The organism is Pseudocitrobacter corydidari, assembly GCF_021172065.1.
In the GTDB taxonomy this organism is placed as follows: domain Bacteria; phylum Pseudomonadota; class Gammaproteobacteria; order Enterobacterales; family Enterobacteriaceae; genus Pseudocitrobacter; species Pseudocitrobacter corydidari.
The window spans coordinates 1,394,869-1,419,147 of the sequence record NZ_CP087880.1 but is presented as its reverse complement, the minus strand read 5'-3'; the positions used below and the strand labels follow the sequence as shown (position 1 = coordinate 1,419,147).

The following is a 24,279-nucleotide window of genomic DNA, read 5'->3' as shown; positions in this document are numbered from 1 at the left end:
AAAAATTGCGCTATCTCAAGCCGGGTTTCTGGTTCATCACGTAGACTTTCACCACTTTAAATTATTTCTGGTCTGTATATTTCACCGGCATAACTGTGGAGTTAGTAATGCTTAACCGTTTCTTTATTACTGGTACTGATACTTCTGTCGGCAAGACGGTGGTTTCCCGTGCGCTACTGCAGGCGCTGGCAGCCAGCGGGAAACGAGTAGCCGGGTACAAACCTGTGGCAAAAGGCAGCAAAGAGACCCCTGAAGGGTTACGCAATAAAGATGCGCTGGTGCTGCAAAGCGTGTCGTCGCTGGAACTGCCGTACGATGCGGTGAATCCAATTGCCCTGAGCGAAGAAGAGAGCAGCGTCGCGCACAGCTGCCCAATCAACTACACGCTGCTGTCAAACGGGCTCGCCAGCCTGAGCGAGAAAGTGGATAACGTGGTGGTTGAAGGGACTGGCGGTTGGCGTAGTCTGATGAATGACCTGCGCCCGCTTTCTGAATGGGTGGTTCAGGAGCAACTGCCGGTGGTGATGGTGGTGGGGATTCAGGAAGGGTGCATCAACCATGCGCTGCTGACGGCTCAGGCCATCGCCAACGACGGCCTGCCGCTGATTGGCTGGGTGGCTAACCGTATCAACCCGGGGCTTGCTCATTACGCGGAAATCATTGATGTGCTGAGTAAAAAACTGCCCGCGCCGCTGATTGGCGAACTGCCGTATCTGCCGCGCGCCGAGCAGCGTGAACTGAGCCAGTACATCAATTTATCCATGTTGAGCAACGTGCTCACGGTAGATAGAATCCTGGCGTAAGGTTCGCGACAGCACCGACGCCAGTACGCAGGCAATCAATAAACCGGGCAGTACGCTATATTGCCCGGTCATTTCACAAATCATTAATGTCGACATGATCGGCGCATGCGTGGTTGCCGCCAGCAGCGCTGCCATGCCGCTCATCCCCAGTAAGACAGCCATTGACGGCTGATCCGGTAGCCAAATTCCGCACAACTGTGCAAACAGCATGCCTACTGCCATTCCCAGAAACAGCGTTGGCGTAAACACGCCGCCCGGCGCGCCGGAGCCGCTACTGGCGAGGATCGCCAACAGCTTACAGATGAATATCCCTGAAATGGCGGCCAGCAACGGCGGAGACAGCAACGAGGCATGGACCACGCTGTAGCCATTTCCCCAGACCGCGGGCGTCAGCAGCGACAGCAGGCCGACAATCAACCCGCCGAGTGCCAGTTGCCAGGGCGGAGAGAGTTTCAGGCGCAAAAAGAGGCTGTGCGTGGCATTCATTAACCACATCAATAACGGGCCACACACGCCCGCCAGCAGACCGGTGGCGATAATCAGCACATAGGCCGTTACGTTGAGCGTGTGCGGTAGATTGACGACGTAGAGCGGTTCGCTGCCGCCACCGATCAGATGCGTGGTCAGCAATGCGACAACGGCAGACACCACGACCGGGCCAAGCGAGGCCAGGATCAATGTGCCAAACAGAATTTCGGCGATGAACAGGCTACCCGCCAGCGGTGCGTGGTAGGCGCTCGCCATTCCGGCGGCAGCCCCGCAGGCAATCCACAATTTCCATTCGTCGCGTGCGGTAAAGCGCTGAGCAAACCACGACGCTGCCAGCGCCGCCAGCAGGATCATCGCGCCTTCACGGCCAATGGCGCTACCGCTGACCACCACCAGTAACGATGCCAGGGATTTGACCAGGCTGGCGCCGTAATCAAATTGTCCGTCGGTGCGCAGCGCTTCCATATAGTCCGTGGGGGCGTGAGGCCGTTGTTGATTCAAACGCTGCCAGCCCCACAAGAGCATTCCCGCCGCAAATCCGCCAAGAGCGGGCGTCAGCACGCGCCGCCAGGCGGAAAGCCCCGTCGCGGCATTGACCAGGCTGCCGGTGTCATTGCTGAGAAACAGCCACTCCAGAAACAGCATGGCATGACGAAACCCTGCCACCGCCAGCGCGGCGAGCATACCGGTGATGGCGGCAAACAGCAGACGACGCAGCATAGTGCGCAGATCGGGATAAGCGTGAAGACGTTGCATGAGCGGTTTCAACACAAAGAGATTCAGGTGGCTATTTTGCGGGGAAAGCGGGGGAGATGCAAAAGCTGTGGGTGCGGATCCCCCTCACCCTAACCCTCTCCCATAGGGAGAGGGGACCGTTCGTGCCAGTGGTTAAGTGCGTGCGGTTTTCACCCTCTCCCTGTGGGAGTGTACGGTCCGGGGACATGGTAGACAGGTGTTCGGGGACATGGTGAACACTTTTTAACATCCTTTACCCATGGTGATCGACTTTTTCTTCAGGTCGATCACCCCCACTTTCGTACTGTACCACCACACTTCATAGCAGCCATCCTCCTGCGTCTCCTTCAGCCCGACCCGCTCTCCCCTGAACGCATTGCCTGCCTTCAGACTGATACCTTTTATGCTCAGCTTCCCGCTGATATCGACCTTCCTCACCATCACCCCTTCATCATATTCCGGTGGCGTAATGCTGTCGCTGTACTGCCTTGCAGACGGCTGATACCGCGAGGCCGGAACGGCCATACCCAGTGCTTCATGGGGCCGTTCAAGGTTATACACCGTACGCCAGTGGTCGAAAGCTCGCTGCAGCTCACCGCTGTCTGTGAACCACTTACCCTGCAGTACTTCCGCCTTCAGGCTGCGGTGAAAACGTTCCAGCTTGCCCTGTGTCTGCGGATGGTATGGCCGGGAATGCCCCACCCGGATACCCTGGCGCATCAGCCACAACTCAAGTGCCGTCCAGGTGCCGGTGGTGTCGCCCCACGGTGAGCCGTTGTCCATCGTCATCCGGTCTGGCAGCCCGTAGCGTTCAAACACGCTGACCAGCTGCTGCTGCACGGTCTCACGGCGTTCATCGGTGCAGGGTGCCAGACACAGGGAGAAACGAGAGTGGTCGTCCAGCAGGGTGAGCGGATGGCAGCGGCCCCCGCCGAAGGGGAAGTGGCCCTTAAAATCCATCTGCCAGAGCCGGTTCGGCGCGTCATGTTCGAAGCGCCCTGTGGCCGGAATGCCCGGAGCCGTGCCCGGTAGCAGACCGTGACGGGCCATCAGGTTATGGACGGTGCTGAAGGCGGGCATACGGTGCCCCTGGTCTTCGAGCCAGCGCTTTATCTTGCGGGCGCCCCAGCGCTCATGACGGGCATGGGCGATGCGCAGCAGGTCAGTGATATCATCCGGAGAACGGTTGGGAGAGTGATGAGGTACGCGGGGACGGTCCAGAAGACCGGATGCGCCTTCCTCAGCCCAGCGACGAAGCCACTTGTAACCGGTGGCGGGAGAAATGCCGTAGTGACGGCAGAGGGAACGGATGTTCGCCCCGTCTTGTGAGGCGAACAGAACAAACTCGGAACGTAATGACATGGTATCTCTCGCATCCCAGGGCATAAGCGACTCCATAAACGGATTCTTATGCCTTAGTTGTAAGTGTCTACCATGTCCCCGAACAAGTGTTCAATATGTCCCCGGACTGTACAGGGAGAGGGCCGGGGTGAGGGCTTAGTTCTCGCTATGAATATTCAGCGCCCGACGCGTACGCCCGGAGCTGAGGTAATCGGCAATATAATCCTGCGAAATCTCGCCGTTATAGCGCCCATCTTCATCGACAATCGGCATCCAGCTGGTGTTGCTCTCATAGAGTTTCGACAGCACCACGCGCAGGTTGTCTTCCGCCTTGCCGGTGACGCGGAACGGGTGGATGAGATCAGAACAGACGCCGCTCGCCTGACGCGCTTCGCGGCGCTTCACAAACCCTAGCGGTTTGCCTTCCTCATCCACCACGGTCAACGCACGAATGTCGTTCTCGTCCATAATGCCAAACGCTTCGGCAAGTGGCGTGGAACTGCGAGCGGTGATCGTCGGCTGCTGGTCGGTGACATCACCCGCCGAGACTAACAGCAGGCGCTTCAGCGTGCGGTCCTGCCCGACAAACGAGCCGACGAATTCGTTAGCCGGTTTTGCCAGCAGCTCATCCGGGCTGGCGCACTGAATAATACGCCCCTGTCGGAATACCGCGATACGATCGCCTAGTTTCAGCGCTTCATCGATATCATGACTCACCAGCATGACGGTTTTCTTCAGGGCTCGCTGCATCTCGAGGAACTGGTTCTGAATCACTTCACGGTTTATCGGGTCGACCGCGCCGAAAGGTTCATCCATCAGCAGCACCGGCGGATCCGCCGCCAGCGCGCGGATCACGCCAATACGCTGCTGCTGACCGCCGGACATCTCTTTGGGATAGCGGTGAAGGAATTTTTTCGCATCCAGTGCCACCATTTCCATCAGTTCCTGCGCGCGGGTTTTGCAGCGGGCTTTATCCCATCCCAGCATGCGTGGTACCACGGTAATGTTCTCTTCAATGGTCATATTCGGAAACAGACCGATTTGCTGGATAACGTAGCCAATATTGCGACGCAGCGTCACCGTGTCCATCTCATCGGTATTTTGCCCGTTGATGAGAATGGTCCCGCTGCTGGGTTTAATCAGGCGGTTGATCATCTTCAGGGTGGTGGTTTTGCCGCAGCCGGAGGGGCCCAGCAGGACGCACATTTCACCTTCTGGCACATTCAGGTTGACGTTATCGACGGCCTTCAACGGTTGACCATTTTTCTGTGAAAATTGTTTAGTGAGGTTTTCCAGTTTTATCATTATCGTATCCCCTTCGGTGTCAGAGCGATTTGCAGGCGGTGCAGCAGCCAGTCGAGCACAATCGCCAGTAAGCAAATCATCAGAGCGCCAGCAATCAGCATGCGGATATCACTTCCGCCGATGCCGTTCAGTAACAGTAATCCCAGCCCGCCTGCGCCAATCACGGCAGCAATCGCCATCACGCCGATGTTCATCACCACGGCGGTGCGAATACCGCCGAAAATCACCGGTAATGCCATCGGAATTTCTACCCAGCGCAAACGCTGCCAGAAGGTCATGCCGATCCCGCGTCCTGCTTCGCGCAGGCCCGGCGGCAGGGCGTCCAGCGCCGTATGCGTGTTGCGCACAATTGGCAGCAGGGAATAGAGGAAAACGGCGGTGACGGCAGGCAGCACGCCAATCCCGTGACCGATCAGCGAAAACAGCGGGATCATCAGGCCAAACAAGGCGATAGACGGAATAGTTAACAGCAGCGTCGCGACGCTCAGTACCGGCGTGGCCAGCCATTTGTGACGCACGATGAGAATGCCGAGCGGGACGCCAATAATAATCGCAAGCCCCACCGCCAGCGCCACCAGCCACAGATGCTGAAGGGTGAGCGTGGCAAGGTAGCCTGCGTTGTCCATCATGTAATGCAACGTGTCCATAAGCGCTCCTTACAGCATGCCTTTGTCTTGCAGGAATTTACGGGCTACCTGCTGCGGGGTTTGATGGTCGATATCCACCTGCGCGTTAAGCGTGGCGATCACGTCGTTATTGAGCAGGCCTGAGAGCGTATCCAGTGCTTCTTCAAGGCCCGGATTGGCCTCCAGCACATCTTTACGCACCACCGGCGTCACGGCGTAGCTCGGGAAGAAACCTTTGTCATCGTCCAGCACTTTCAGGTCGAAACCCTTTACGCGACCATCGGTGGTGTAGATAAGCCCGGCATCGACAAAACCATCGCGTACCGCGTTATAGACCAGGCCCGGGTCCATCTGGCGGATCTGCGGGCGATCGAGCGGCATGTTGTATGCTTCCTGCAACGGCTTCATGCCATCACTGCGCCCGGCGAATTCGAGATCCAGCCCCAGACGCCAGTTTTTATCCGGGTCGGTCTGGCGGATGTGCTCAATCTTCTCCACCATCTGCGACATGGTGGTAATGCCTTCCGCTTCCGCACGTTTACGCTGCATGGCAAAGGCATAGGTATTGTTCATATCCGCCGGTTTAAGCCACACCAGGCCCAGTTTGGCGTCCAGCCGTTTTACCGTGTCGTAAGACTCCTGCGGGCTCATCCGTTTGTTGATGTGGTTAAAGATAATCAGTGACGTACCGGTGTACTCCCACGTCATATCAATCTGCTTGTTGATCATCGCATTACGCGAGATAACGGTGGCGATGTTGGTTTGTGGCTGAACCTGGAATCCTTTCTTTTGCAGATACTGCACGGTCATCGCCGATAAAATATGTTGCTCAGTAAAGCTCTTGGTGGCCAGGGTAATCGGCGCAGCCTGCACGGTTCCGGCAAACAGTAACGTTGCGCTAAACCACCCCAGCAGCTGTTTTTTAAAAGTCATGTCACGCTCCTTATGTTCAGGCTGTATGGGGGCTGAGTATGCGGCCAAGCCAGGCGAGCAGGGAATCGAGGATCAGGGCAAACAGGGCGGTGGCCGTGGCGCCTAAAATCAGCGTCGGGAAATCGTTAAGGTAGATCCCCGGAAAAATCAGTTCGCCGTAGCTGCTAGCACCAATCAGGAAGGCGAGCGGAGCAGTACCAACGTTGATCGCGGTTGCGATGCGAATGCCTGACAGCATTACCGGCCAGGCGTTGGGGAGTTCAACCTGCCAGAGCCGTTGTAACTTCGTCATGCCGATACCGTTGGCCGCTTCAATCAGTGAAGGCGGAACCGACTTCAGGCCGGAATAGGTGTTACGCACTATCGGCAGCAGCGAAGCGAGGAAGAGCGCCACGATAGCGGGAATATCACCAATCCCGATGACCACCATCGCCAGTGCCAGTACCGCCAGCGGCGGCAGCGTGTTACCGACGTTGAAAATCTGCATCACATATTCGGCAATACCTTTTGCCGCAGGGCGGCTCAAAAGGATACCGCTGGGAATGCCGACCAGCAGGGCAAAGAACATGGAGATGAAAACAAGTTTAAGGTGTTGTTGACCCAGGTAGATCAGGTCAACCTGACGGGCTTTAATTGTGTCCAGTCCGATACCCCAGGCGAGGAGTGCGAGGACCAAAACAATCGCGCCAGCAAAGCCCAGAAAGCGCATAAGGGGGGAAGCCTGCATTGCTGTGTTTCTCCCTGTTATAGGTTTTTATTAATGCGTCATGTTTCACAGTGACGCATTTGACCTATAGCAACGCATGGCCAGCTATTCCAGAAATGAGGAAATTTACATTGCACAGCTTTTGAACGAAATCAGTAAGTTGGCTATACGCGATAAGGGTTTGCAGGGGAGGTATAGAATAGTCTTAAAAGCGAAAATAAGAAGTGACGTTGTCACAAGTGAGAGGGATAAACTGCCGGAAAAGGATGTTATTTTCGGCAGTTTATCATATTGCGAAGATCTATCCCGCGACGGTGAGGCCAACCGTCATATGCAGCCCGTAAAAGAGAGTACGACCAATGAGCTCACCACAGGCTACCAGCACGAACCCCGCCAGCATTCCCGCAAACAGCGGTAGTTTTCGACGCATCAGAGGGCAGAGCCAGCAGGCGAAGCCCACCGTTAACAATACAATCCGAATGACCTGTAACCCTGCGTAATCGGGTACCAACGCCGCAGCCTGTTGAACGGAGCTGTGGATTGCTGCCAGCGACACGCCCTGAAAAATGATCATGCCTACAGTAGCCAGTAGCGCTAACAGGCTGATACTGCTCATCATTGTGCCATTAATATTGACCTTCGCAGCACGCAGCAATATCGCCCCGAACAGTGGCCCACAAAGAAACGCTGTCAGGAAAAAATGCAGCGTTGTCAATCCAGTATGCCAGGTAGGAACGGTTTCAATCTGATACACCAGGCTCATCATCGCGATGAAAATCACGCCAAGCAGGGAGCTTACCCCCAGCCAAAGCTTTGTCATTATCAACGGTAATTTACCGGCGATAGACGCTAACCAGCCCATACCGCCTACAGCGAAGAAGACAGAACCTGCGGCAATTTCATTACTGAGGCCAGATTGACCCACTCGGTTGAGTGAGTTCAGGGCCCGAAGCGGTGAACCGAGATGCATCATAGACGCGAAAAAGCCAATGCCCATTGCTATCCAGAGAAAAAACATCATGCGTACGATACGTTGTCTGGCGGCCACGTTCTCTTTCATCGACGCCCACCCGGCCGCGCAAACTAGCAATGCGCCCACCACGGTTTGCCCCAGCACCGTAAACAGTACCAACGGCCACTCATGCCATCCATTTCCCATTTTACACCTCCTCAGGATTTGCCAGAAAACCGGTCGTGTCGCCTGTTGGTCTCGCGTTAGCGTTTGGTTTGATAACCACGTTGGGTCGGGTGAAATGCGCGGACGGCAGCGGCGCTACGGACGCAAGATTACCGTATTTCTTACGCAGCGCATCAATTGGGCCAAAGTCCAGCGCGCGCAATGGGCAAGATTCGACGCAGATCGGTTTTTTGCCGTCGGCGACGCGGTCGTGACAGCCATCGCATTTGGTCATATGACCTTTTGTGGCGTTATACTGCGGCGCGCCATACGGGCAGGCCATATGGCAGTAGCGACAGCCGATACAGACATCTTCATCAACAACCACGAAGCCATCTTCGCGCTTATGCATTGCGCCGCTCGGGCACACTTTGGTACAGGCCGGATCTTCACAATGGTTGCATGAGGTGGAGAGGTAATAGGCGAACACATCCTGATGCCATACACCATCGTCCTCCTGCCAGTTACCGCCCGCGTATTCATATATGCGACGAAAGCTAACATCGGGGCCTAAGTCTTTGTAATCCTTACATGCCAGCTCACAGGTTTTGCAGCCCGTGCAGCGACTGGAGTCGATAAAAAATCCATATTGTGTTGTCATGGACGGATCCTTAAGCCTTTTCAATCTGTACCAGATTGGTGTGTGAAGGGTTACCTTTTGCCAGCGGGCTTGCGCGATGTGAGGTTAAAACATTGATGCATCCGCCCTTATCGATACGTTTTCCATCGGGGTCATACCACGCGCCTTCCCCCATGGCGACAACGCCGGGGATGATACGAGGCGTTACCTTCGCTTCGATATGAACCTCGCCTCTGGCATTGAATATGCGAACCTTGTCGCCGTTGGCGATCCCGCGCTGTTGCGCATCCAACGGATTAATCCAGACCTGCTGGCGACAGGCCGCTTTAAGCACGCCAACGTTACCGTACGTCGAGTGGGCGCGAGCTTTGTAGTGAAACCCCGTCAGTTGCAATGGAAATTGCTTAATTAAAGGGTCGGTGTGGTGCTCAAAGCCCGGTGTGTAGACAGGTAAAGGATCGATGACATCGCCTTCGGCCAGTTGCCATGTTGCTGCAATGTCGGCCAGCGCCCGGGAGTAAATTTCAATTTTCCCGGAAGCAGTGGAGAGGGGATTAGCATGAGGATCGTCGCGAAACGCTTTATAGGCCACCTGGTGAACATTCGGATCGCGCTGTTTATAAATGCCCTGCTGACGTAGCGTGTCGAATGCAGGGAGTCCTGGAATATTTTTACGCGCATTGTCATAGAGATAATGCATCCAGTCGAGCTGGCTGCGTCCCTCCGTGAACGACTGCTCGACGCCCATGTGTTTTGCCAGTCCGGTCATCATCTCGTAGAGCGTTTTGCATTCAAACCGTGGTTGGATGACCTGGTCAGCAAAAATAACGTAGCCCATATTGCCGGTAGAACCGTCCTGGGCAAAATCCATCTGTTCGGCAATGGTACAGTCAGGAAGAATGATATCGGCATATTTTGCAGAAGAGGTCATGTGGCAATCGATCACCACGATCAGCTCGCATTTCTTGTCATCCTGCAACACATCGTGAGTATGGTTGATATCTGAATGTTGGTTTATCAGGCAGTTACCTGCATAATTCCAGATCATTTTGATAGGCACATTAAGCTTATCTTGCCCACGAACGCCATCGCGGAGCGCGGTCATTTCAGCGCCTCGCTCAATGGCATCGACCCAACTGAACATCGAAATACTGGCTTTAACCGGGTTATCGAGCATGGGTATATAGCCAAATGGCAGGCTAAAACCGCTTTCTCGGGCGCCGGAGTTACCGCCGTGAATGCCAACATTGCCGGTAAGAATAGCCAGCATTGCAATAGCGCGGCTGGTCATCTCGCCGTTGGAACGTCGTTGCGGCCCCCAGCCCTGGCTAATAAACACCGGTTTTGTAGAGGCTATTTCCCTCGCCAGATGGCGAATGCGTTCCGCGGGGATCCCGGTAATCGGCGCTGCCCATTCCGGCGTTTTCGCGATTCCATCTTTTGCATCCCCTAAAATATAGGCTTTGTAGTGGCCATTCTTTGGCGCGTCAGCAGGAAGCGTTTGCTCGTCGTAACCGATGCAATAGGTGTTAAGGAAATGATGGTCTACAAGATCTTCGCTAATCATAACCCACGCCAGCGCCGAGACTAACGCCGCGTCGGTACCCGGACGGATGGGGATCCACTCATCTTCACGACCTGCGCCCGTGTCGGTATAGCGAGGGTCGATGATAATAAGTTTAGCGCCCGATTTTGCCAGCGCTTGTTGAAAGGTATATATAAGACCACCCCCGCTCATGCGGGTTTCGCCAGGATTATTGCCAAAGAGAACGACCAGCTTGCTGTTCTCGATATCCGAGGGGCTGTTGCCGTCGGCCCATCCGCCATAGGTGTAGTTCAGCCCTGCTGTAATTTGCGCGGTAGAATAATCACCATAGAAATCGAGGAACCCGCCGCAGAGATTCATTAATCTGCCGACGAAACTCCGGCCAGAAGGCCAGGGCGCCGTTATCGTCCCGCCACCGGTTCCGGTACCGTAATTGAGATAAATAGCGTCGTTACCGTAATCTTTAATCAGTCGTTTCATGTTGCTGGCGATGGTGCTGTACGCCTCTTCCCAACTGATGCGTTCGAATTTGCCTTCGCCGCGCTTCCCGATGCGTTTCATGGGATATTTAAGCCTGTCCGGGTTGTAGATCCGGCGGCGAATTGAGCGCCCGCGCAGGCAAGCACGAACCTGCCGTAACCCTTCGTAATTGTCGTCACCGGTATTATCCGTTTCGACATATCTAATTTCGCCATCGATAACATGCATATGGAGTGGGCATCGACTACCGCAATTTACGGTACACGCGCTCCAGACACGCTTTTCCTGCGGGGATGGCGGTTGTTCAGCTGCAATTGTACTGAGGCTAAAAGGTAGGGTTAAACTGTTTGCAGCAGCTATTACGCCGCCGGTTTGAATCAGTTTTCTACGGGTGACGGGAAATTGGCACAGACGTGCATTTTCAGTACGATCCATTACTTCACCTTTCCTGGTAATAATTTAGCTGACGATGATTATTTTGCTGTTATATTTTTATTGTGAATGTATTTAATTGTTTGCAATGCAATAACAAATCGCCAGTGGATTTATCCCTCTGGCGAATGTTGGATATTATTTTCTTGATTTCGAATCGTGCTGACAAACGAGAAAATCTTTAGCGGCGATATAGAATTTCTATGCGAGAGAGTGTGCTTTTAGAGGATGGTTTTTCTCGTTATTGGTTTTGTGAATCAGCCAGTCATGAAAGCGTTTTACATCAGGCCGCATGACACTATTTTTCGGCGTGACAAGATAATATGACCACTCCAGTTGCCAGCGACGCGCGGTGTTCAGTTGTACCAGTTGATTGGTGGCGATTAAGTGCCTCACCAGGTTTTTTTGCGCAATCGCCACACCGCGCCCGCTAAGCGCTGCGAGGATGACGGCGGATGTTGAGTTGATATGCAATGCACGCTCGCTGGCGTTCGATATTCCTAATGTTGCCAGCACATTCTCCCATGAGGGAAAACTGGTGCCTGGGTAGAGCGTGTCATCATGAATGTGCGTTTGTACGGCAAGCCACTGCAAATTAATGGTTTCATTTAGCGCCAGGAGATGCGGGCTACATACCAGAATAGCTTCTTCTTCCATCAACCATTTCTTTGTCACGCCCGGCCAGTTTCCAGGACCGCAACGAATTCCCAGGTCGGCTTCCCCGTTCGCGACATTAACAAGTTTATCCGTTACATTGAGATTAAATTCAATCTCTGGATGAATATCCGAGAAGGTATTTAGCAATTCCATAAACCAGTGTGTGAGAAGCGTCTGAGAAAGGGTTAATGTAATTACCGGACGTTCATTATGATGACGCAGTATATTTAACCCGGTTTTCAGGCTGTTTAAGCCAGGCGTGATATGATGTAACGCATCATCGGCATTATTAATAAGTGTCAAACGTTCGTTGCCGGTACGTCCCCGTAAAAATAACGGGTGACCAACCCAATTTTCCAGTGATTTAACTAACTGACCGACAGCCGCAGGCGTTACGCCAAGCTCTTTGGCAGCACCGACAAAACTTCCGTGCCGCGCGGCAGCTTCAAAAGCATGAAGCCATTTTAATCCGTTAAGATCGCGCATGACTGATTTCCCTCAGCATGGAGTATTCCTTTCATTTTGGACGGCGAGGATGAGGATTAATGCAGACGGTCTAGTAGATGTCACCGTCTGCGCGTTATTGCCCTGGATTTAACGGAAGAGCGTTTTTTCAGCGACGGGGATGAGCATATGTGTGGTCCATTCTGCCAGCGTCAACTGTGCTAATTCACCCAACGCCTGATAAAACGGGTGATTGGCGTTAGCGACAAACTCTTCCAGAAAACGCGTAGACCACGGGAAGAGGTGCCAGGCCAGCAGTTGTTCGCACAGAGCGTGCTGCTCATTTTCCGCCAGCCAGGCGGCAAGCAGCAGCAGGGAGCCAAAGTGATCTTCCGGCTCGTTTTGCTGCATATCGAACTGGATGCCGTTTTCACGCATCCACTGGCGCAGCGCCAGGGTCGAGTCGCCAAACAGCACCGATTCGCGATCCAACCAGACGGAACCCCACGGCGGAGAAGGCAACGCATACGGGCCGACAAACAAGCGCTGCCAGGCTTCAGACAACGTTTCTTCGGCATCCGCGTTAAATTTTGCACTCAGTGGCTGCAACACCTCTTGCGGCAAGGGCCACTGGGTCAGCCATTCCGTGCCTTTCAGCGCCTCGATCAAGGGGGCGGCTTCCGGGCTTTCCGGCGGCAGATAAAACAGCGCGCCGAGCACACGGGCGGTCATAGAAAATGTGTCGTGTTGGGAAAAATCAGTCATTCAAACCATCCTAAAAGTGCGGGTTGCCCCGCACAATGTCATCCGTTAACCCGCAACGGCCATACCCACGGTCATATGCAGACCATAAAAAAGTCCACGGCCAATCAGTTCGCCTGCCAGCACCAGAATCAGCCCTAACAGCAGGCCAAACACCGCCGGTTCTTTGCGACGTACCAGCGGGCAAATCCAGCAGCCAAGGCCCGCAGCAACCAGCACGATACGCCAGACCTGCAGGCTGCCGTAGTCCGGTACCAGCGCGCTGGCCTGCTGTACGGAGCTGTGAATGTCGCCGAGCGAAATACCCTGCAAAACAATCACCGCAATGCTTACCAGCAGGGCGAGAACGCTGACTGCCGCAAAGGTGACTCCGTTAAACATCACGCGCGCCGCACGTAGCAGCAGGGCGGCAAACAGCGGGCCGCTGACAAAGGCCGTCAGGAAGAAGGCCAGCGTCGTATAGCCATTATACCAGGTTGGCACGGTATCGATCTGATAAACACGGGTCATTGCCCAGATAAATACCAGCCCCAGCACCATGCTCACCAGCAGCCAGAGTTTGCCCAGCGCTTCCGGCATTTTGCCCAGCACGGCCACCAGCCACCAGAATCCACCGACGGCGAAGAAAATCGACCCGGCGGCAATTTCATTACTCAGCGCAGACGCGCCCACGCGGTTCAGGGAGTTAAACGCCCGCAGCGGTGAACCGAGGTGCATAATCGAGGCCAGAAAACCGATGCCCATCACCAGCCATAAAAAGAACATACTGCGCACCAGACGTTGACGTGCGGCAGCATCATCTTTCATTGCAAACCAGCCGAGTCCGCTGACAATCAGCGCCCCAGCAACGCACTGGCCCAGTACGGTGAAGAGTACCAGTGGCCATTCATGCCATCCATTTCCCATTTCAGACCTCCTTTGGGTTTGCCAGATAACCGGTGGTATCGCCGGTCGGGCGCGCGTTAGCGTTAGGTTTAATCACGATGTTCGGTTTGGTGAAATGCGCGGATGGCAGCGGCGCGACCGCCGCAAGGTTGCCGTGTTTTTTGCGCAGTTCGTCGATCGGGCCAAAGTCCAGCGCGCGCAGCGGACAGGATTCAACACAAATCGGTTTTTTGCCATCGGCGACGCGCTCATGACAGCCGTCGCATTTGGTCATATGACCTTTCGCGGCGTTATACTGCGGCGCGCCGTACGGGCAGGCCATGTGACAATAGCGACAGCCGATGCAGACATCTTCATCGACGACCACAAAACCATCTTCGCGTTTGTGCATCGCACCGCTTGGGCACACCTTGGTACACGCCGGATCTTCGCAGTGGTTGCAGGAGATGGAGAGGTAATAGGCAAAGACGTCCTGATGCCAGACGCCGTTGTCCTCCTGCCAGTTGCCGCCCGCGTATTCATAAATGCGACGGAAGCTGACATCGGGGCCCAAATCTTTGTAATCCTTACACGCCAGCTCGCAGGTTTTGCAGCCTGTGCAGCGGGCGGAATCAATATAAAAGCCGTACTGGGTTGTCATCGGTTACTCCTTATACCTTTTCAACCTGAACCAGATTGCTGTGGGACGGGTTCCCTTTCGCCAGCGGCGATGGACGGTGAGAGGTGAGAATGTTGATACTGCCGCCGTGATCCAGACGATCGCCGAACATATCCGCCTTCAGCCACGCGCCTTGCCCGATGGCGGTGACGCCAGGCAGAATGCGCGGGGTAACTTTTGCCGGTATCAGCATTTGACCATGCTGGCTGGAGACACGAACGGTATCGCCGTTAGCAATGCCGCGCGGTTGTGCATCGACAGGGTTGATCCAGATCTCCTGCGGGCAGGCCTGTTGCAGTACGTCGATATTGCCGTAGCTGGAGTGGGTACGCGCTTTATAGTGGAAACCGGTTAATTGCAGCGGGTAGGTTTTGCGTGCCGGGTCGCTCACGCCATCGAAGCCAGGGGCATAGGCCGGCAGCGGATGAATAATTTCATCCTCTTTCAGCTCCCAGGTTTTGGCGATATCTGCCAGCCGTTCAGAGTATATCTCAATTTTACCGGATGGCGTTTTCAGCGGATTCGCCGCCGGGTTTTCACGGAAATCGCGGAAGGCAACGTAGTGTTCTTCCGGACATTTTTTCTTGAAGATACCGAGGGTTTTCATCTCCTCATAGGACGGCATTTCCGGATTCCGTTCTTTGGTTTTGGCATGCAGGTACTGAACCCATTCATGCTGTGAGCGGCCTTCGGTGAAGGTTTGATACACATCCGGGCCCAGACGTTTAGCGATTTCAGACAGGATTTCATAAATCGGACGACGTTCGAACTTCCGGCTGGTGGCCGGTTGACCGAGGATGACATAACCCATGTTCCCGGCGGATTCATGAGAAATCAGATCCTCCTGCTCGGTTGGCATGAGATCCGGCAGCAGAATGTCGCAATATTTTGCCGACGCCGTCATGAAATGCTCAATGCCGACAATCATTTCGCACTTGCTATCGTCCTGCAAAATCTCATGGGTGCGGCTGATATTCCCGTTCTGGTTGATAAGCGTGTTGCTGGCATAGCACCACATAAACTTAATCGGCACGTCGAGTTTATCTTTCCCGCGCACACCGTCGTGGATGGCGGTCATTTTCTCGCCGTGGTCGATAGCGTCCGGCCAGGTGAAGACGGAGATTTGCGTTTTCACCGGGTTATCGAGCATCGAGAACCACTCCACGCCGAGATCCCATGTGCCTTCTCGCACCCCAGAGTTCCCGCCATTGATACCCACGTTACCGGTCAGCACCGACAGCATGGCGATGGCGCGTGAGTTTTGTTCTCCGTTGGAGTGACGCTGCGGCCCCCAGCCCTGACAGATATAGGCCGGTTTGGCGCTGCCGATTTCACGGGCCAGCTTAATGATTTTATCCGCCGGGATACTGGTGATTTGCGCCGCCCATTCAGGGGTTTTGGCGATGCCATCCGGGCCATCGCCGAGAATATAGGCTTTGTAGTGCGCATTGCGCGGGGCGCTGGCAGGCAGCGTTTTTTCGTCGTAGCCGACGCAGTATTTATCGAGGAAGGGTTGATCAACGAGGTTTTCAGTAATCAGCACCCAGGCGATCGCTGCGGCCAGCGCGCCGTCGGTGCCAGGGCGAATCGGCAGCCACTCATCTTCGCGCCCGGCGGCGGTGTCGTTATAGCGCGGGTCGATGACAATCATGCGGGCATTCGAGCGCTCGCGCGCCTGTTCCACATAATAGGTGACGCCGCCGCCGCTCATGCGCGTTTCCGCCGGGTTGTTGCCGAACATCACCACCAGTTTGGTGTTGGCGATATCGTCCGGGCTGTTGCCGTCGTTACTGCCGAACATGTAGCTCATGGCGGCGCTAATCTGTGCGGTACTGTAACTGCCATAACGGCTAAGGTAACCGCCGCACGAGTTCATCAGGCGATAAGGCACGTTAGAGTTGGTGATATTCCCGCCGTCAACGCCTGTGCCGTAGAGCACGTGCACCGCTTCGTTACCGTAATCTTTCAGAATGCGTTTCAGGTTATCGCCGATGGTATCCAGCGCTTCATCCCACGAAATGCGTTCGAATTTGCCTTCGCCACGCTTACCGACGCGTTTCATCGGATATTTCAGGCGATCCGGGTGATTCATACGGCGGCGAATCGAGCGCCCGCGCAGACAGGCGCGAACCTGATGATTGCCGTAGATATCTTCGCCGGTGGTGTCTGATTCCACCCAGTAAACGCTGTCGTCCTTAACGTGAAGCCGTAACAGGCAGCGGCTGCCGCAGTTAACGGTGCATGAACTCCAGACCGCTTTTTCCTCCACGGGTGCCAGTTTATCCGCCGCCTGAGCGATGCGGGTAAACGGCAGTGTGAAGGCGCTGCTGGCGGCGGCCAGGCCGCCAATCGCGGAGGTTTTCACCAGATTTCGGCGGCTAATCTTCGCCGTCATAAGCGCCTCAGGCGCGATGATTTTCATAGTGACTCACTTATTTGCTTTTCCATAATTAAAACGCCCGAGCCAAAAGACACTCGGGCAAAACGCGTTATACCTTTTCGACTTGCACCAGATTGGTGTGTTGTGGATTACCTTTCGCCAGCGGAGAGGGGCGCTGAGTGGTGAGGGTATTTACGCAGCCGCCGTGGTCGATTTTGTCACCCGCCATATTGGCGTCGTGCCACGCGCCCTGGCCCATAGCGCTGACGCCAGGCAGAATGCGCGGGGTGACTTTTGCGGGAAGACGCACTTCACCACGATCGTTGAAGACGCGCACCATATCGCCGTTAGCAATCCCGCGCGGCTGGGCGTCGACCGGGTTAATCCACACCTCCTGACGACACGCGGCCTGCAAGACATCGACGTTGCCATAGCTGGAGTGTGTGCGGGCTTTATAGTGGAAGCCAAACAGCTGAAGCGGGAACTGGCTGCGTTTCGGGTCGTCCCAGCCTTCGAAAGTGGAGGCGTAAACGGGAAGCGGGCTGATGACCTCATCTTTTTGCAGCTCCCAACTGTTGGCGATTTTCGCCAGACGGCTGGAGTAAATCTCAATTTTTCCGGACGGCGTTTTCAGCGGGTTCGCCTGAGGATCGTCGCGGAAGGCTTTATAGGCGACAAAGTGGCCATTCGGATCTTTACGCTTATAAATCCCCATTTTTTTCAATGCATTATAAGACGGCAGCGCCGGGTCTTTGGCTTCCATTTTGGCGTAAAGATAGCGTAGCCAATCTTCCTGTGTGCGCCCTTCGGTGAAGCGCTGGTGGATATCCGGGCCCAGACGTTTGGCCACTTCGCTCATGATCCAGTAGATAGGTTTACGCTCAAATTTTGGCGCGGTGGCGGGCTGGATGAAAATCAGATAGCCCATATTCCCGGCGTAATCGTTGGGAATAATGTCTTCCTGTTCAACGGTCATCAGGTCTGGCAGCAGAATATCGGCGTATTTCGCCGATGAGGTCATAAAGTTCTCGATAACCACAATCATTTCGCACTTCGACTCATCCTGCAAAATGTCATGGGTGCGGTTGATGTCAGAGTGCTGATTAGTGATGGTGTTGCCCGCATAGTTCCAGATGAACTTAATCGGCACATCGAGCTTATCTTTGCCGCGCACACCATCGCGCAGGGCGGTCATTTCCCGACCGTGGTCGATGGCATCCGTCCAGCTAAAGCAGGAGATTTGCGTTTTCACCGGGTTTTCCGGCAGCGGCATACGTTCGATAGTAATGGTGTAGGTCGATTCTCGCGCGCCGCTGTTGCCGCCGTTAATACCCACGTTACCGGTGAGAATGGGCAGCATGGCAATTGCCCGGGAAGTGAGCTCGCCATTCGCCTGACGCTGCGGCCCCCAGCCCTGGCAGATATACGCGGGTTTGGCCGTGCCAATCTCACGGGCGAGCTGAATAATGCGATCTGCCGGAATGCCAGTAATATGCGAAGCCCACTGCGGTGTTTTGGCAATACCGTCCTCGCCCTGGCCGAGAATGTAAGCCTTATAATGGCCGTTGGCAGGCGCATCTTCTGGCAGGGTTTTCTCATCGTACCCGACGCAATATTTATCAAGGAAAGGCTGATCAACAAGATTTTCGTTAATCAGCACCCAGGCGATACCCGCCACCAGCGCTGCATCGGTGCCGGGACGAATGGGGATCCACTCATCTTCCCGGCCCGCAGCGGTATCGGTATAACGAGGATCGATAACGATCATGCGCGCATTTGAGCGTTCACGCGCTTGTTCAAGGAAGTAAGTAATCCCGCCGCCGCTCATACGCGTTTCCGCCGGATTATTGCCGAACATCACCACCAGTTTGGTGTTTTCGATATCGGAGGTGCTATTGCCTTCGTTTGACCCGTAGGTGTAGGGCATGGCCGCCGCGATTTGAGCGGTACTGTAGGTACCGTAGTGGCTCAAAAAACCACCGTAGCAGTTCATCAGGCGGGCGACCAACGAGGCGTAGGGCGAGGAGCGGGTAATATTGCCGCCGACGATCCCGGAGGTGTAGTTGATATACACCGCTTCGTTGCCGTATTCATGTACCACTTTTTTCAGGCTGTTGCTGATGGTATCCAGCGCTTCATCCCAACTGATGCGCTCAAATTTACCTTCGCCGCGTTTACCTACGCGCTTCATGGGATAATTAAGGCGATCCGGATGATTGATTCGGCGGCGAATCGAGCGTCCGCGCAGGCAGGCGCGCACCTGGTGATCGCCATACACATCATCACCGGTGTTATCCGTTTCAACCCAGTACACTTCATCATCGCGCACGTGCAGACGCAAAGCGCAGCGGCTGCCACAGTTAACGGAGCAGGCGCCCCAAACGACTTTGTCTTCGGGCTGATTCGCGGATGAAACCGCCGCGGCGGCGGGACGTAAGGCAAAAGGAAGAGATAATCCCCCAGCGACCAGGGCCAGTGAGCCTGCGGCTGAGGATTTGATAAGCGTCCGTCGGCTTATCCCGGCGGGAGATTCCGTTGTTGACATCGCTCACTCCATTATTATTTTGTCTAATTAATTTCAATGCGAAATTAAATACCGGCTAATGGTGAGAGGATCATACATATTAAGGGGTAGGAAAGAATTATCCCCGGTCAAACCAGGGATAATATTTGATGACAGCTACGATGTTATTGTGCGTCGCTGGAAGGGGTGTTATCGCTGCGGGTATAGATGATTTTAAAGGTATCGTTAGCGCAGTGGCCTACGACCTGAGCGCCTGACTGGTCGGCCTGATCGTTAGGCACAATATCCAGAGAAAACGCGCTTTCGGCTACGCCGTTGTTGATGATTTTTTGTTGAATATCACTCCTGACACGTTCACATGAGTCAGGGGCAGCCAGCGCGGGCACAGCGGCTCCGGCCAACAGTAACGCGAGTAACCAGCGTGAAGATCTCATGGCAATCTCCTTTTTGAAATGTAAATCAAGTATAGCAAAGCTAGTGTAAATAACTGTATTTGCTAATATGATTGAGAAAATTCCCCAAAAAGGATCCCGGCGTGAAGAGACTTGTGTTGCTGACCCCATTCATAGCGCTACTTGCAGCCTGCGATAAAAATGACTCGCCCGCCGCATTTTCCCCGGAAATGGCGAGCTTTTCTAATGAGTTCGATTTCGATCCGCTACGCGGGCCGGTAAAAGATTTTAGCCAGACGCTAATGAATGAGAAAGGCGAGGTGGCGAAGCGGGTTAGCGGGCAGATGTCCGAAGAGGGCTGTTTCGACGTGCTGGAGTTTCACGATCTGGAAAATAACACCGGTGCGACGCTGGTGCTGGATGCCAACTATTACGTCGACGGCATGACCCAGGAAAAACGCGTGCGGTTGCAGGGAAAATGTCAGCTTGCGGAATTACCTTCTGCGGGCGTAGCCTGGGAAACTAACGACGATGGCTTTGTGGTGAAATCAATCAGCAAAGAGCGTGAAGTCAATTATCAGTATGACAGCGAGGGATATCCGTTGGGTAAAACGTCGCTGACGAAAGGAAATACGCTGGCGATATTATCTACACCGTCAGATGACCCGCGTAAAAAGCTTGATTACACCTCAGTCAGCCTGCTGAATAAACAGCCGGTTGGCAACGTAAAACAGAGTTGTGATTATGACCGGCATGATAATCCGGTTAGCTGCGACCTTGAAGTGATAGATATGAGCGTGAACCCGGCGGTCACGCTCCGTTATACGATTAAAAATGTGATCGACTATTATTGAGCCGTCGGCTTCAGCAACCCAGGTGCCGGTGTCTTGTGCATCGCCATATATTGATGCTGGAACAGACACATGCGGATGGTGTTGCGGTACTCGCCGTTGATAAAGAATTCGTGAATCAGCTCGCCTTCCACCATAAAACCGAGTTTGCGATAGATGTGAATCGCTTTTTCGTTTTCTTTATCGACAATCAGATAAAGCTTATACAGATTAAGCACCGTAAAGCCGTAATCCATTGCCAGTTTTGCGGCTTTCGAGGCTAACCCTTTACCCTGATGCTCCGGCGAAATAATAATCTGGAATTCCGCGCGGCGGTGAACATGGTTAATTTCGACTAATTCGACCAGGCCCGCTTTCTCGCCGTTGCACTCCACCACAAAGCGACGTTCGCTTTGATCGTGAATGTGCTTGTCATAGAGATCGGAGAGTTCAACAAACGCTTCGTAGGGCTCTTCAAACCAGTAGCGCATGACGCTGGCGTTGTTATCGAGCTGGTGGACAAAGCGGAGGTCTTCGCGCTCGAGCGGGCGAAGTCTGACGTTACTGGCGTCACTCATGTGAAATCCTTTCAGGCTGACTATGGGATAAACAGGGGAAAAGGGCGCAAACGCGCCCAACTACTAGAGGTTAATAACTAGGGATTAACGACGCGGCCCGTGCGGCGGTCAAGGCAGCGCAGGGTATTGGGTTCCCAGTACGCGTTCACGTTAGCGCTCTGCTGGCATTTATCGCGTGAATCGAAAGCGGCATCTTTTTTATCCCACTCTTTCTCAACGCGATTGTTCACCTTATTACGCAGCGTACGGGTATCGTTCCACTGCTCTTTATCCATCGCCGCATCCTGACGCGTCTGAGCGTTATCACCCGATTCAATAATCAGTTTGCTGGTGTTAGCAGAGGCCGACGCCGTATACATAATAGCGCTCAGCGCCAGCATCGCCGTCAGGCACAGGCGTTTGCCAGATGTCATATTCATTGCAGATTCCTTTGGCGTAACTAAATACTTTTAAGAGTTTACTACAACTCGTTTCGGCGGCATACCCACGAGAAAAACAGGGTCGTCTTCAGCGGATTATCCCGTATCATCGTTAAACCTATCTTAACGCTGCGACAATAATGTTAAAAACATCCTTACTTTTCTTTGCGACGGCGCTGTGTGAAATTCTGGGCTGCTATCTACCGTGGTTATGGTTAAAACGCGGCGCAACGCCGCTACTGCTGATTCCCGCCGCACTGGCGCTGGCGATGTTTGTCTGGCTGTTGACCCTGCATCCGACCGCCAGCGGGCGAGTCTATGCCGCGTATGGAGGTGTGTATATTCTCACCGCACTTATCTGGCTGCGGGTGGTGGATGGCGTCAAACTCTCAATGTATGACTGGGCAGGCGCGGGCGTAGCGTTCTGCGGCATGCTGATTATTGTGGCGGGATGGGGGCGGGGGTAGCGTTATTTAATGTGATTAAAATTCCCGCATTGCCTTGGTCCCAAAATGGGACTATTATGGTCATATGAAAATCATCTCCCTTAAGACGTTAAAGGATTTTTGGACGGCGAATCCTGATTCTGAGCAGCCGTTAAGGGCCTGGGTTGATGAGGCAAGCCAGGCGGACTGGAAGACACCCGCAGAGATTAAGGAACAATACAGAACGGCAAGCATACTAAAGAATCGCAGGGTCGTATTTAATATCAAAGGCAATGACTATCGATTGATTGTTGCTATTGCATACCAACGGGGATGGATGTTCGTCAAATTTCTTGGCACTCATCGGGAATACGACAAGATTGATGCAGAGACCGTGGAGCTTGAATGATGAATATGCAACTAAAACCCATCAGGAACGAAGAAGATTATGAGGCTGCGCTTCGTACTGTTTCACCCATGTTTGACAATGAACCCGCGCAAGGGACTCCTGAGGGGGATTATTTCGAGGTGATGTGCCTTCTCATTGAAGAGTATGAGAAGAAACAGTATCCAATAGCGCCTCCCGATCCCATTGAGGCGATCAAGTTTCGGATGGAACAGCAAGGGCTCAGTATTAAAGATCTGGAGCCTGCGATTGGTAAATCTAATCGCGTTTATGAAGTTCTCGCAGGTACACGAAATTTGACCCTACCGATGATACGGCGGTTACATACTCAGCTTGGCATTCCACTTCAGAGTCTAATTGGTGTTTGATACGCACAAGAGTGCGTACCAAAGGGGCGCTTACTTACAGCGCCCTTTTTTTGTGATCTCGATAGTCATTTTTTGATCATAATACTTGTATGGTAGTGGCTCAGATGTGTAATTTAGCGCCATTAACCGATGAGATGTAAGGATTGAAGATGAAGATCACAGGAGCTGAAGTTTTTGTTACCTGCCCGGGACGAAATTTTGTCACGTTGAAAATCACCACGTCTGAGGGCCTTGTAGGCTACGGCGATGCCACGCTGAACGGGCGTGAGCTTTCCGTTGCCTCTTATCTAAAAGATCACCTGTGCCCCCAGCTGATTGGCCGAGATGCGCACCGCATCGAAGACATCTGGCAGTTTTTCTATAAAGGCGCGTACTGGCGTCGTGGCCCGGTTACGATGTCGGCGATTTCCGCTGTAGATATGGCGTTGTGGGATATCAAAGCAAAAGCCGCGAACATGCCGCTTTATCAACTGCTGGGTGGTGCGTCGCGTGAAGGCGTGATGGTTTATTGCCACACCACAGGTCACACCATTGATGACGTGCTCGAAGATTACGCTCGCCACAAAGAGATGGGCTTCAAAGCGATTCGCGTGCAGTGTGGCGTGCCGGGTATGAAAACGACCTATGGCATGTCGAAAGGGAAAGGGTTGGCCTACGAACCGGCCACCAAAGGGCAATGGCCGGAAGAGCAGCTGTGGTCAACTGAAAAGTACCTCGACTTCACGCCGAAGCTGTTTGATGCCGTGCGCAGCAAGTTCGGTTTTGACGAACACCTGCTGCATGACATGCATCATCGCCTGACGCCGATTGAAGCCGCGCGCTTCGGTAAAAGCGTGGAAGATTACCGCCTGTTCTGGATGGAAGATCCCACTCCGGCTGAAAATCAGGAATGTTTCCGCCTGATTCGTCAGCATACGGTAACGCCAATTGCCGTCGGTGAAGTCTTCAACAGTATCTGGGACTGTAAGCAGCTGATTGAAGAGCAGTTAATCGATTATATTCGCACCACGATTACTCATGCTGGCGGTATTACGGGGATGCGTCGCATCGCTGATTTCGCGTCACTTTATCAGGTGCGCACCGGCTCGCACGGTCCATCCGACCTTTCACCGGTATGCATGGCCGCGGCACTGCATTTCGACCTGTGGGTGCCGAACTTTGGCGTGCAGGAATATATGGGCTATTCCGAGCAAATGCTTGAAGTCTTCCCGCATAACTGGACCTTCGATAACGGCTACATGCATCCGGGTGAGAAGCCAGGACTGGGTATTGAGTTTGATGAAAAGCTGGCTGCGAAATACCCGTATGATCCGGCGTACTTGCCGGTAGCGCGCCTTGAAGATGGCACGTTGTGGAATTGGTAAATACTTGCGATTTTTATTATCGCTAATGAACACT

The 24,279-nt window shown here is 53.9% G+C and carries 24 protein-coding genes; 6 read left to right on the top strand and 18 right to left on the bottom strand.

Going from position 1 to position 24,279, the window contains the following annotated elements; genetic code table 11:
• The first annotated feature begins 107 nt into the window (after window positions 1-107).
• The gene (gene bioD / locus G163CM_RS06550) at window positions 108-803 is read left to right on the top strand and encodes a dethiobiotin synthase (RefSeq protein WP_108474210.1); all 696 of its coding nucleotides are present in this window, start codon (window positions 108-110) and stop codon (window positions 801-803) included.
• On the opposite strand, the gene clcB is transcribed toward bioD, so the two are convergent.
• The 16 genes from clcB to G163CM_RS06470 form a co-directional block, all read right to left on the bottom strand.
• Window positions 756-2,048: a voltage-gated ClC-type chloride channel ClcB gene (gene clcB / locus G163CM_RS06545; protein WP_231827307.1), complete on the bottom strand. Its 1,293-nt coding sequence runs from the start codon at window positions 2,046-2,048 to the stop codon at window positions 756-758. The two genes, bioD and clcB, sit on opposite strands and share 48 nt — an antisense overlap.
• Window positions 2,049-2,270: 222 nt before the next feature.
• Complete coding sequence (locus tag G163CM_RS06540; RefSeq protein WP_420851090.1) at window positions 2,271-3,413, bottom strand: IS481 family transposase; 1,143 nt, start codon at window positions 3,411-3,413, stop codon at window positions 2,271-2,273.
• 111 nt (window positions 3,414-3,524) lie between these two features.
• Complete coding sequence (osmV, locus tag G163CM_RS06535) at window positions 3,525-4,673, bottom strand: osmoprotectant ABC transporter ATP-binding protein OsmV (RefSeq protein ID WP_231827306.1); 1,149 nt, start codon at window positions 4,671-4,673, stop codon at window positions 3,525-3,527.
• The gene (gene osmW, locus G163CM_RS06530; protein ID WP_015964466.1) at window positions 4,673-5,320 is read right to left on the bottom strand and encodes an osmoprotectant ABC transporter permease OsmW; all 648 of its coding nucleotides are present in this window, start codon (window positions 5,318-5,320) and stop codon (window positions 4,673-4,675) included. Before osmW ends, osmV begins: the two co-directional genes overlap by 1 nt.
• 9 nt (window positions 5,321-5,329) lie before the next feature.
• Window positions 5,330-6,232 carry a glycine betaine ABC transporter substrate-binding protein gene (gene osmX / locus G163CM_RS06525; protein WP_231827305.1) on the bottom strand — a complete coding sequence of 301 codons (903 nt, stop codon included), beginning with the start codon at window positions 6,230-6,232 and terminating at the stop codon, window positions 5,330-5,332.
• Between the two features lie 16 nt (window positions 6,233-6,248).
• A complete protein-coding gene (gene osmY, locus G163CM_RS06520) occupies window positions 6,249-6,959 on the bottom strand; it encodes an osmoprotectant ABC transporter permease OsmY (protein ID WP_231827304.1) in 711 nt (236 codons plus the stop codon).
• A 280-nt stretch (window positions 6,960-7,239) separates the two neighbouring features.
• Window positions 7,240-8,097, bottom strand: a complete 858-nt coding sequence (locus tag G163CM_RS06515; RefSeq protein WP_231827303.1) for a DmsC/YnfH family molybdoenzyme membrane anchor subunit — start codon at window positions 8,095-8,097, stop codon at window positions 7,240-7,242.
• A 1-nt stretch (window position 8,098) separates the two neighbouring features.
• Window positions 8,099-8,716, bottom strand: coding sequence for a DMSO/selenate family reductase complex B subunit (locus G163CM_RS06510; protein WP_231827302.1), 618 nt, complete (start codon window positions 8,714-8,716; stop codon window positions 8,099-8,101).
• A gap of 10 nt (window positions 8,717-8,726) precedes the next feature.
• On the bottom strand, window positions 8,727-11,156 hold the full coding sequence (locus G163CM_RS06505) for a DMSO/selenate family reductase complex A subunit (protein ID WP_231827301.1): 2,430 nt from the start codon (window positions 11,154-11,156) through the stop codon (window positions 8,727-8,729).
• A gap of 198 nt (window positions 11,157-11,354) precedes the next feature.
• On the bottom strand, window positions 11,355-12,296 hold the full coding sequence (locus G163CM_RS06500) for a LysR substrate-binding domain-containing protein (RefSeq protein ID WP_231827300.1): 942 nt from the start codon (window positions 12,294-12,296) through the stop codon (window positions 11,355-11,357).
• Window positions 12,297-12,404: 108 nt separating this feature from the next.
• Entirely contained in the window at window positions 12,405-13,019 is a 615-nt protein-coding gene (dmsD, locus tag G163CM_RS06495) for a Tat proofreading chaperone DmsD (protein ID WP_231827299.1), read from the bottom strand.
• A 45-nt stretch (window positions 13,020-13,064) separates the two neighbouring features.
• On the bottom strand, window positions 13,065-13,922 hold the full coding sequence (locus G163CM_RS06490) for a dimethyl sulfoxide reductase anchor subunit family protein (protein ID WP_015964461.1): 858 nt from the start codon (window positions 13,920-13,922) through the stop codon (window positions 13,065-13,067).
• Between the two features lies 1 nt (window position 13,923).
• Complete coding sequence (locus tag G163CM_RS06485; RefSeq protein WP_015964460.1) at window positions 13,924-14,541, bottom strand: DMSO/selenate family reductase complex B subunit; 618 nt, start codon at window positions 14,539-14,541, stop codon at window positions 13,924-13,926.
• Window positions 14,542-14,551: 10 nt separating this feature from the next.
• Window positions 14,552-16,981, bottom strand: coding sequence for a selenate/tellurate reductase subunit YnfF (gene ynfF / locus G163CM_RS06480; protein ID WP_041686244.1), 2,430 nt, complete (start codon window positions 16,979-16,981; stop codon window positions 14,552-14,554).
• Window positions 16,982-17,048: 67 nt separating this feature from the next.
• On the bottom strand, window positions 17,049-19,484 hold the full coding sequence (ynfE, locus tag G163CM_RS06475) for a selenate/tellurate reductase subunit YnfE (RefSeq protein ID WP_231827298.1): 2,436 nt from the start codon (window positions 19,482-19,484) through the stop codon (window positions 17,049-17,051).
• Window positions 19,485-19,627: 143 nt separating this feature from the next.
• Complete coding sequence (locus G163CM_RS06470) at window positions 19,628-19,897, bottom strand: DUF1161 domain-containing protein (RefSeq protein ID WP_015964457.1); 270 nt, start codon at window positions 19,895-19,897, stop codon at window positions 19,628-19,630.
• A gap of 101 nt (window positions 19,898-19,998) precedes the next feature.
• On the opposite strand from G163CM_RS06470, the gene G163CM_RS06465 reads away from it, so the two are divergent.
• Entirely contained in the window at window positions 19,999-20,709 is a 711-nt protein-coding gene (locus G163CM_RS06465) for a YnfC family lipoprotein (RefSeq protein WP_231827297.1), read from the top strand.
• Here G163CM_RS06465 and speG read toward each other — a convergent pair.
• Both speG and G163CM_RS06455 read right to left on the bottom strand, forming a co-directional pair.
• Window positions 20,703-21,263, bottom strand: coding sequence for a spermidine N1-acetyltransferase (speG, locus tag G163CM_RS06460; RefSeq protein ID WP_015964455.1), 561 nt, complete (start codon window positions 21,261-21,263; stop codon window positions 20,703-20,705). The genes G163CM_RS06465 and speG overlap by 7 nt on opposite strands.
• Before the next feature lie 77 nt (window positions 21,264-21,340).
• The gene (locus G163CM_RS06455) at window positions 21,341-21,682 is read right to left on the bottom strand and encodes a DUF1283 family protein (RefSeq protein WP_015964454.1); all 342 of its coding nucleotides are present in this window, start codon (window positions 21,680-21,682) and stop codon (window positions 21,341-21,343) included.
• A gap of 140 nt (window positions 21,683-21,822) precedes the next feature.
• On the opposite strand from G163CM_RS06455, the gene G163CM_RS06450 reads away from it, so the two are divergent.
• From G163CM_RS06450 to rspA, 4 genes are all read left to right on the top strand, one after another.
• Window positions 21,823-22,149: a YnfA family protein gene (locus tag G163CM_RS06450; protein WP_015964453.1), complete on the top strand. Its 327-nt coding sequence runs from the start codon at window positions 21,823-21,825 to the stop codon at window positions 22,147-22,149.
• Window positions 22,150-22,213: 64 nt separating this feature from the next.
• Window positions 22,214-22,516: a type II toxin-antitoxin system HigB family toxin gene (locus G163CM_RS06445; protein ID WP_231827296.1), complete on the top strand. Its 303-nt coding sequence runs from the start codon at window positions 22,214-22,216 to the stop codon at window positions 22,514-22,516.
• Between the two features lie 5 nt (window positions 22,517-22,521).
• Complete coding sequence (locus tag G163CM_RS06440) at window positions 22,522-22,881, top strand: helix-turn-helix domain-containing protein (protein ID WP_231828338.1); 360 nt, start codon at window positions 22,522-22,524, stop codon at window positions 22,879-22,881.
• Between the two features lie 149 nt (window positions 22,882-23,030).
• A complete protein-coding gene (gene rspA, locus G163CM_RS06435) occupies window positions 23,031-24,245 on the top strand; it encodes a starvation-sensing protein RspA (protein ID WP_113856859.1) in 1,215 nt (404 codons plus the stop codon).
• Window positions 24,246-24,279: the final 34 nt, after the last annotated feature.

Coding starts and splice junctions, on each gene's coding strand:
- bioD (WP_108474210.1), top strand. CDS start 108: ATGCTTAACCGTTTCTTTATTACTGGTACTGATACTTCTGTCGGCAAG.
- clcB (WP_231827307.1), bottom strand. CDS start 2,048: ATGCAACGTCTTCACGCTTATCCCGATCTGCGCACTATGCTGCGTCGT.
- G163CM_RS06540 (WP_420851090.1), bottom strand. CDS start 3,413: ATGCCCTGGGATGCGAGAGATACCATGTCATTACGTTCCGAGTTTGTT.
- osmV (WP_231827306.1), bottom strand. CDS start 4,673: ATGATAAAACTGGAAAACCTCACTAAACAATTTTCACAGAAAAATGGT.
- osmW (WP_015964466.1), bottom strand. CDS start 5,320: ATGGACACGTTGCATTACATGATGGACAACGCAGGCTACCTTGCCACG.
- osmX (WP_231827305.1), bottom strand. CDS start 6,232: ATGACTTTTAAAAAACAGCTGCTGGGGTGGTTTAGCGCAACGTTACTG.
- osmY (WP_231827304.1), bottom strand. CDS start 6,959: ATGCAGGCTTCCCCCCTTATGCGCTTTCTGGGCTTTGCTGGCGCGATT.
- G163CM_RS06515 (WP_231827303.1), bottom strand. CDS start 8,097: ATGGGAAATGGATGGCATGAGTGGCCGTTGGTACTGTTTACGGTGCTG.
- G163CM_RS06510 (WP_231827302.1), bottom strand. CDS start 8,716: ATGACAACACAATATGGATTTTTTATCGACTCCAGTCGCTGCACGGGC.
- G163CM_RS06505 (WP_231827301.1), bottom strand. CDS start 11,156: ATGGATCGTACTGAAAATGCACGTCTGTGCCAATTTCCCGTCACCCGT.
- G163CM_RS06500 (WP_231827300.1), bottom strand. CDS start 12,296: ATGCGCGATCTTAACGGATTAAAATGGCTTCATGCTTTTGAAGCTGCC.
- dmsD (WP_231827299.1), bottom strand. CDS start 13,019: ATGACTGATTTTTCCCAACACGACACATTTTCTATGACCGCCCGTGTG.
- G163CM_RS06490 (WP_015964461.1), bottom strand. CDS start 13,922: ATGGGAAATGGATGGCATGAATGGCCACTGGTACTCTTCACCGTACTG.
- G163CM_RS06485 (WP_015964460.1), bottom strand. CDS start 14,541: ATGACAACCCAGTACGGCTTTTATATTGATTCCGCCCGCTGCACAGGC.
- ynfF (WP_041686244.1), bottom strand. CDS start 16,981: ATGAAAATCATCGCGCCTGAGGCGCTTATGACGGCGAAGATTAGCCGC.
- ynfE (WP_231827298.1), bottom strand. CDS start 19,484: ATGTCAACAACGGAATCTCCCGCCGGGATAAGCCGACGGACGCTTATC.
- G163CM_RS06470 (WP_015964457.1), bottom strand. CDS start 19,897: ATGAGATCTTCACGCTGGTTACTCGCGTTACTGTTGGCCGGAGCCGCT.
- speG (WP_015964455.1), bottom strand. CDS start 21,263: ATGAGTGACGCCAGTAACGTCAGACTTCGCCCGCTCGAGCGCGAAGAC.
- G163CM_RS06455 (WP_015964454.1), bottom strand. CDS start 21,682: ATGAATATGACATCTGGCAAACGCCTGTGCCTGACGGCGATGCTGGCG.
- G163CM_RS06450 (WP_015964453.1), top strand. CDS start 21,823: ATGTTAAAAACATCCTTACTTTTCTTTGCGACGGCGCTGTGTGAAATT.
- G163CM_RS06445 (WP_231827296.1), top strand. CDS start 22,214: ATGAAAATCATCTCCCTTAAGACGTTAAAGGATTTTTGGACGGCGAAT.
- G163CM_RS06440 (WP_231828338.1), top strand. CDS start 22,522: ATGCAACTAAAACCCATCAGGAACGAAGAAGATTATGAGGCTGCGCTT.
- rspA (WP_113856859.1), top strand. CDS start 23,031: ATGAAGATCACAGGAGCTGAAGTTTTTGTTACCTGCCCGGGACGAAAT.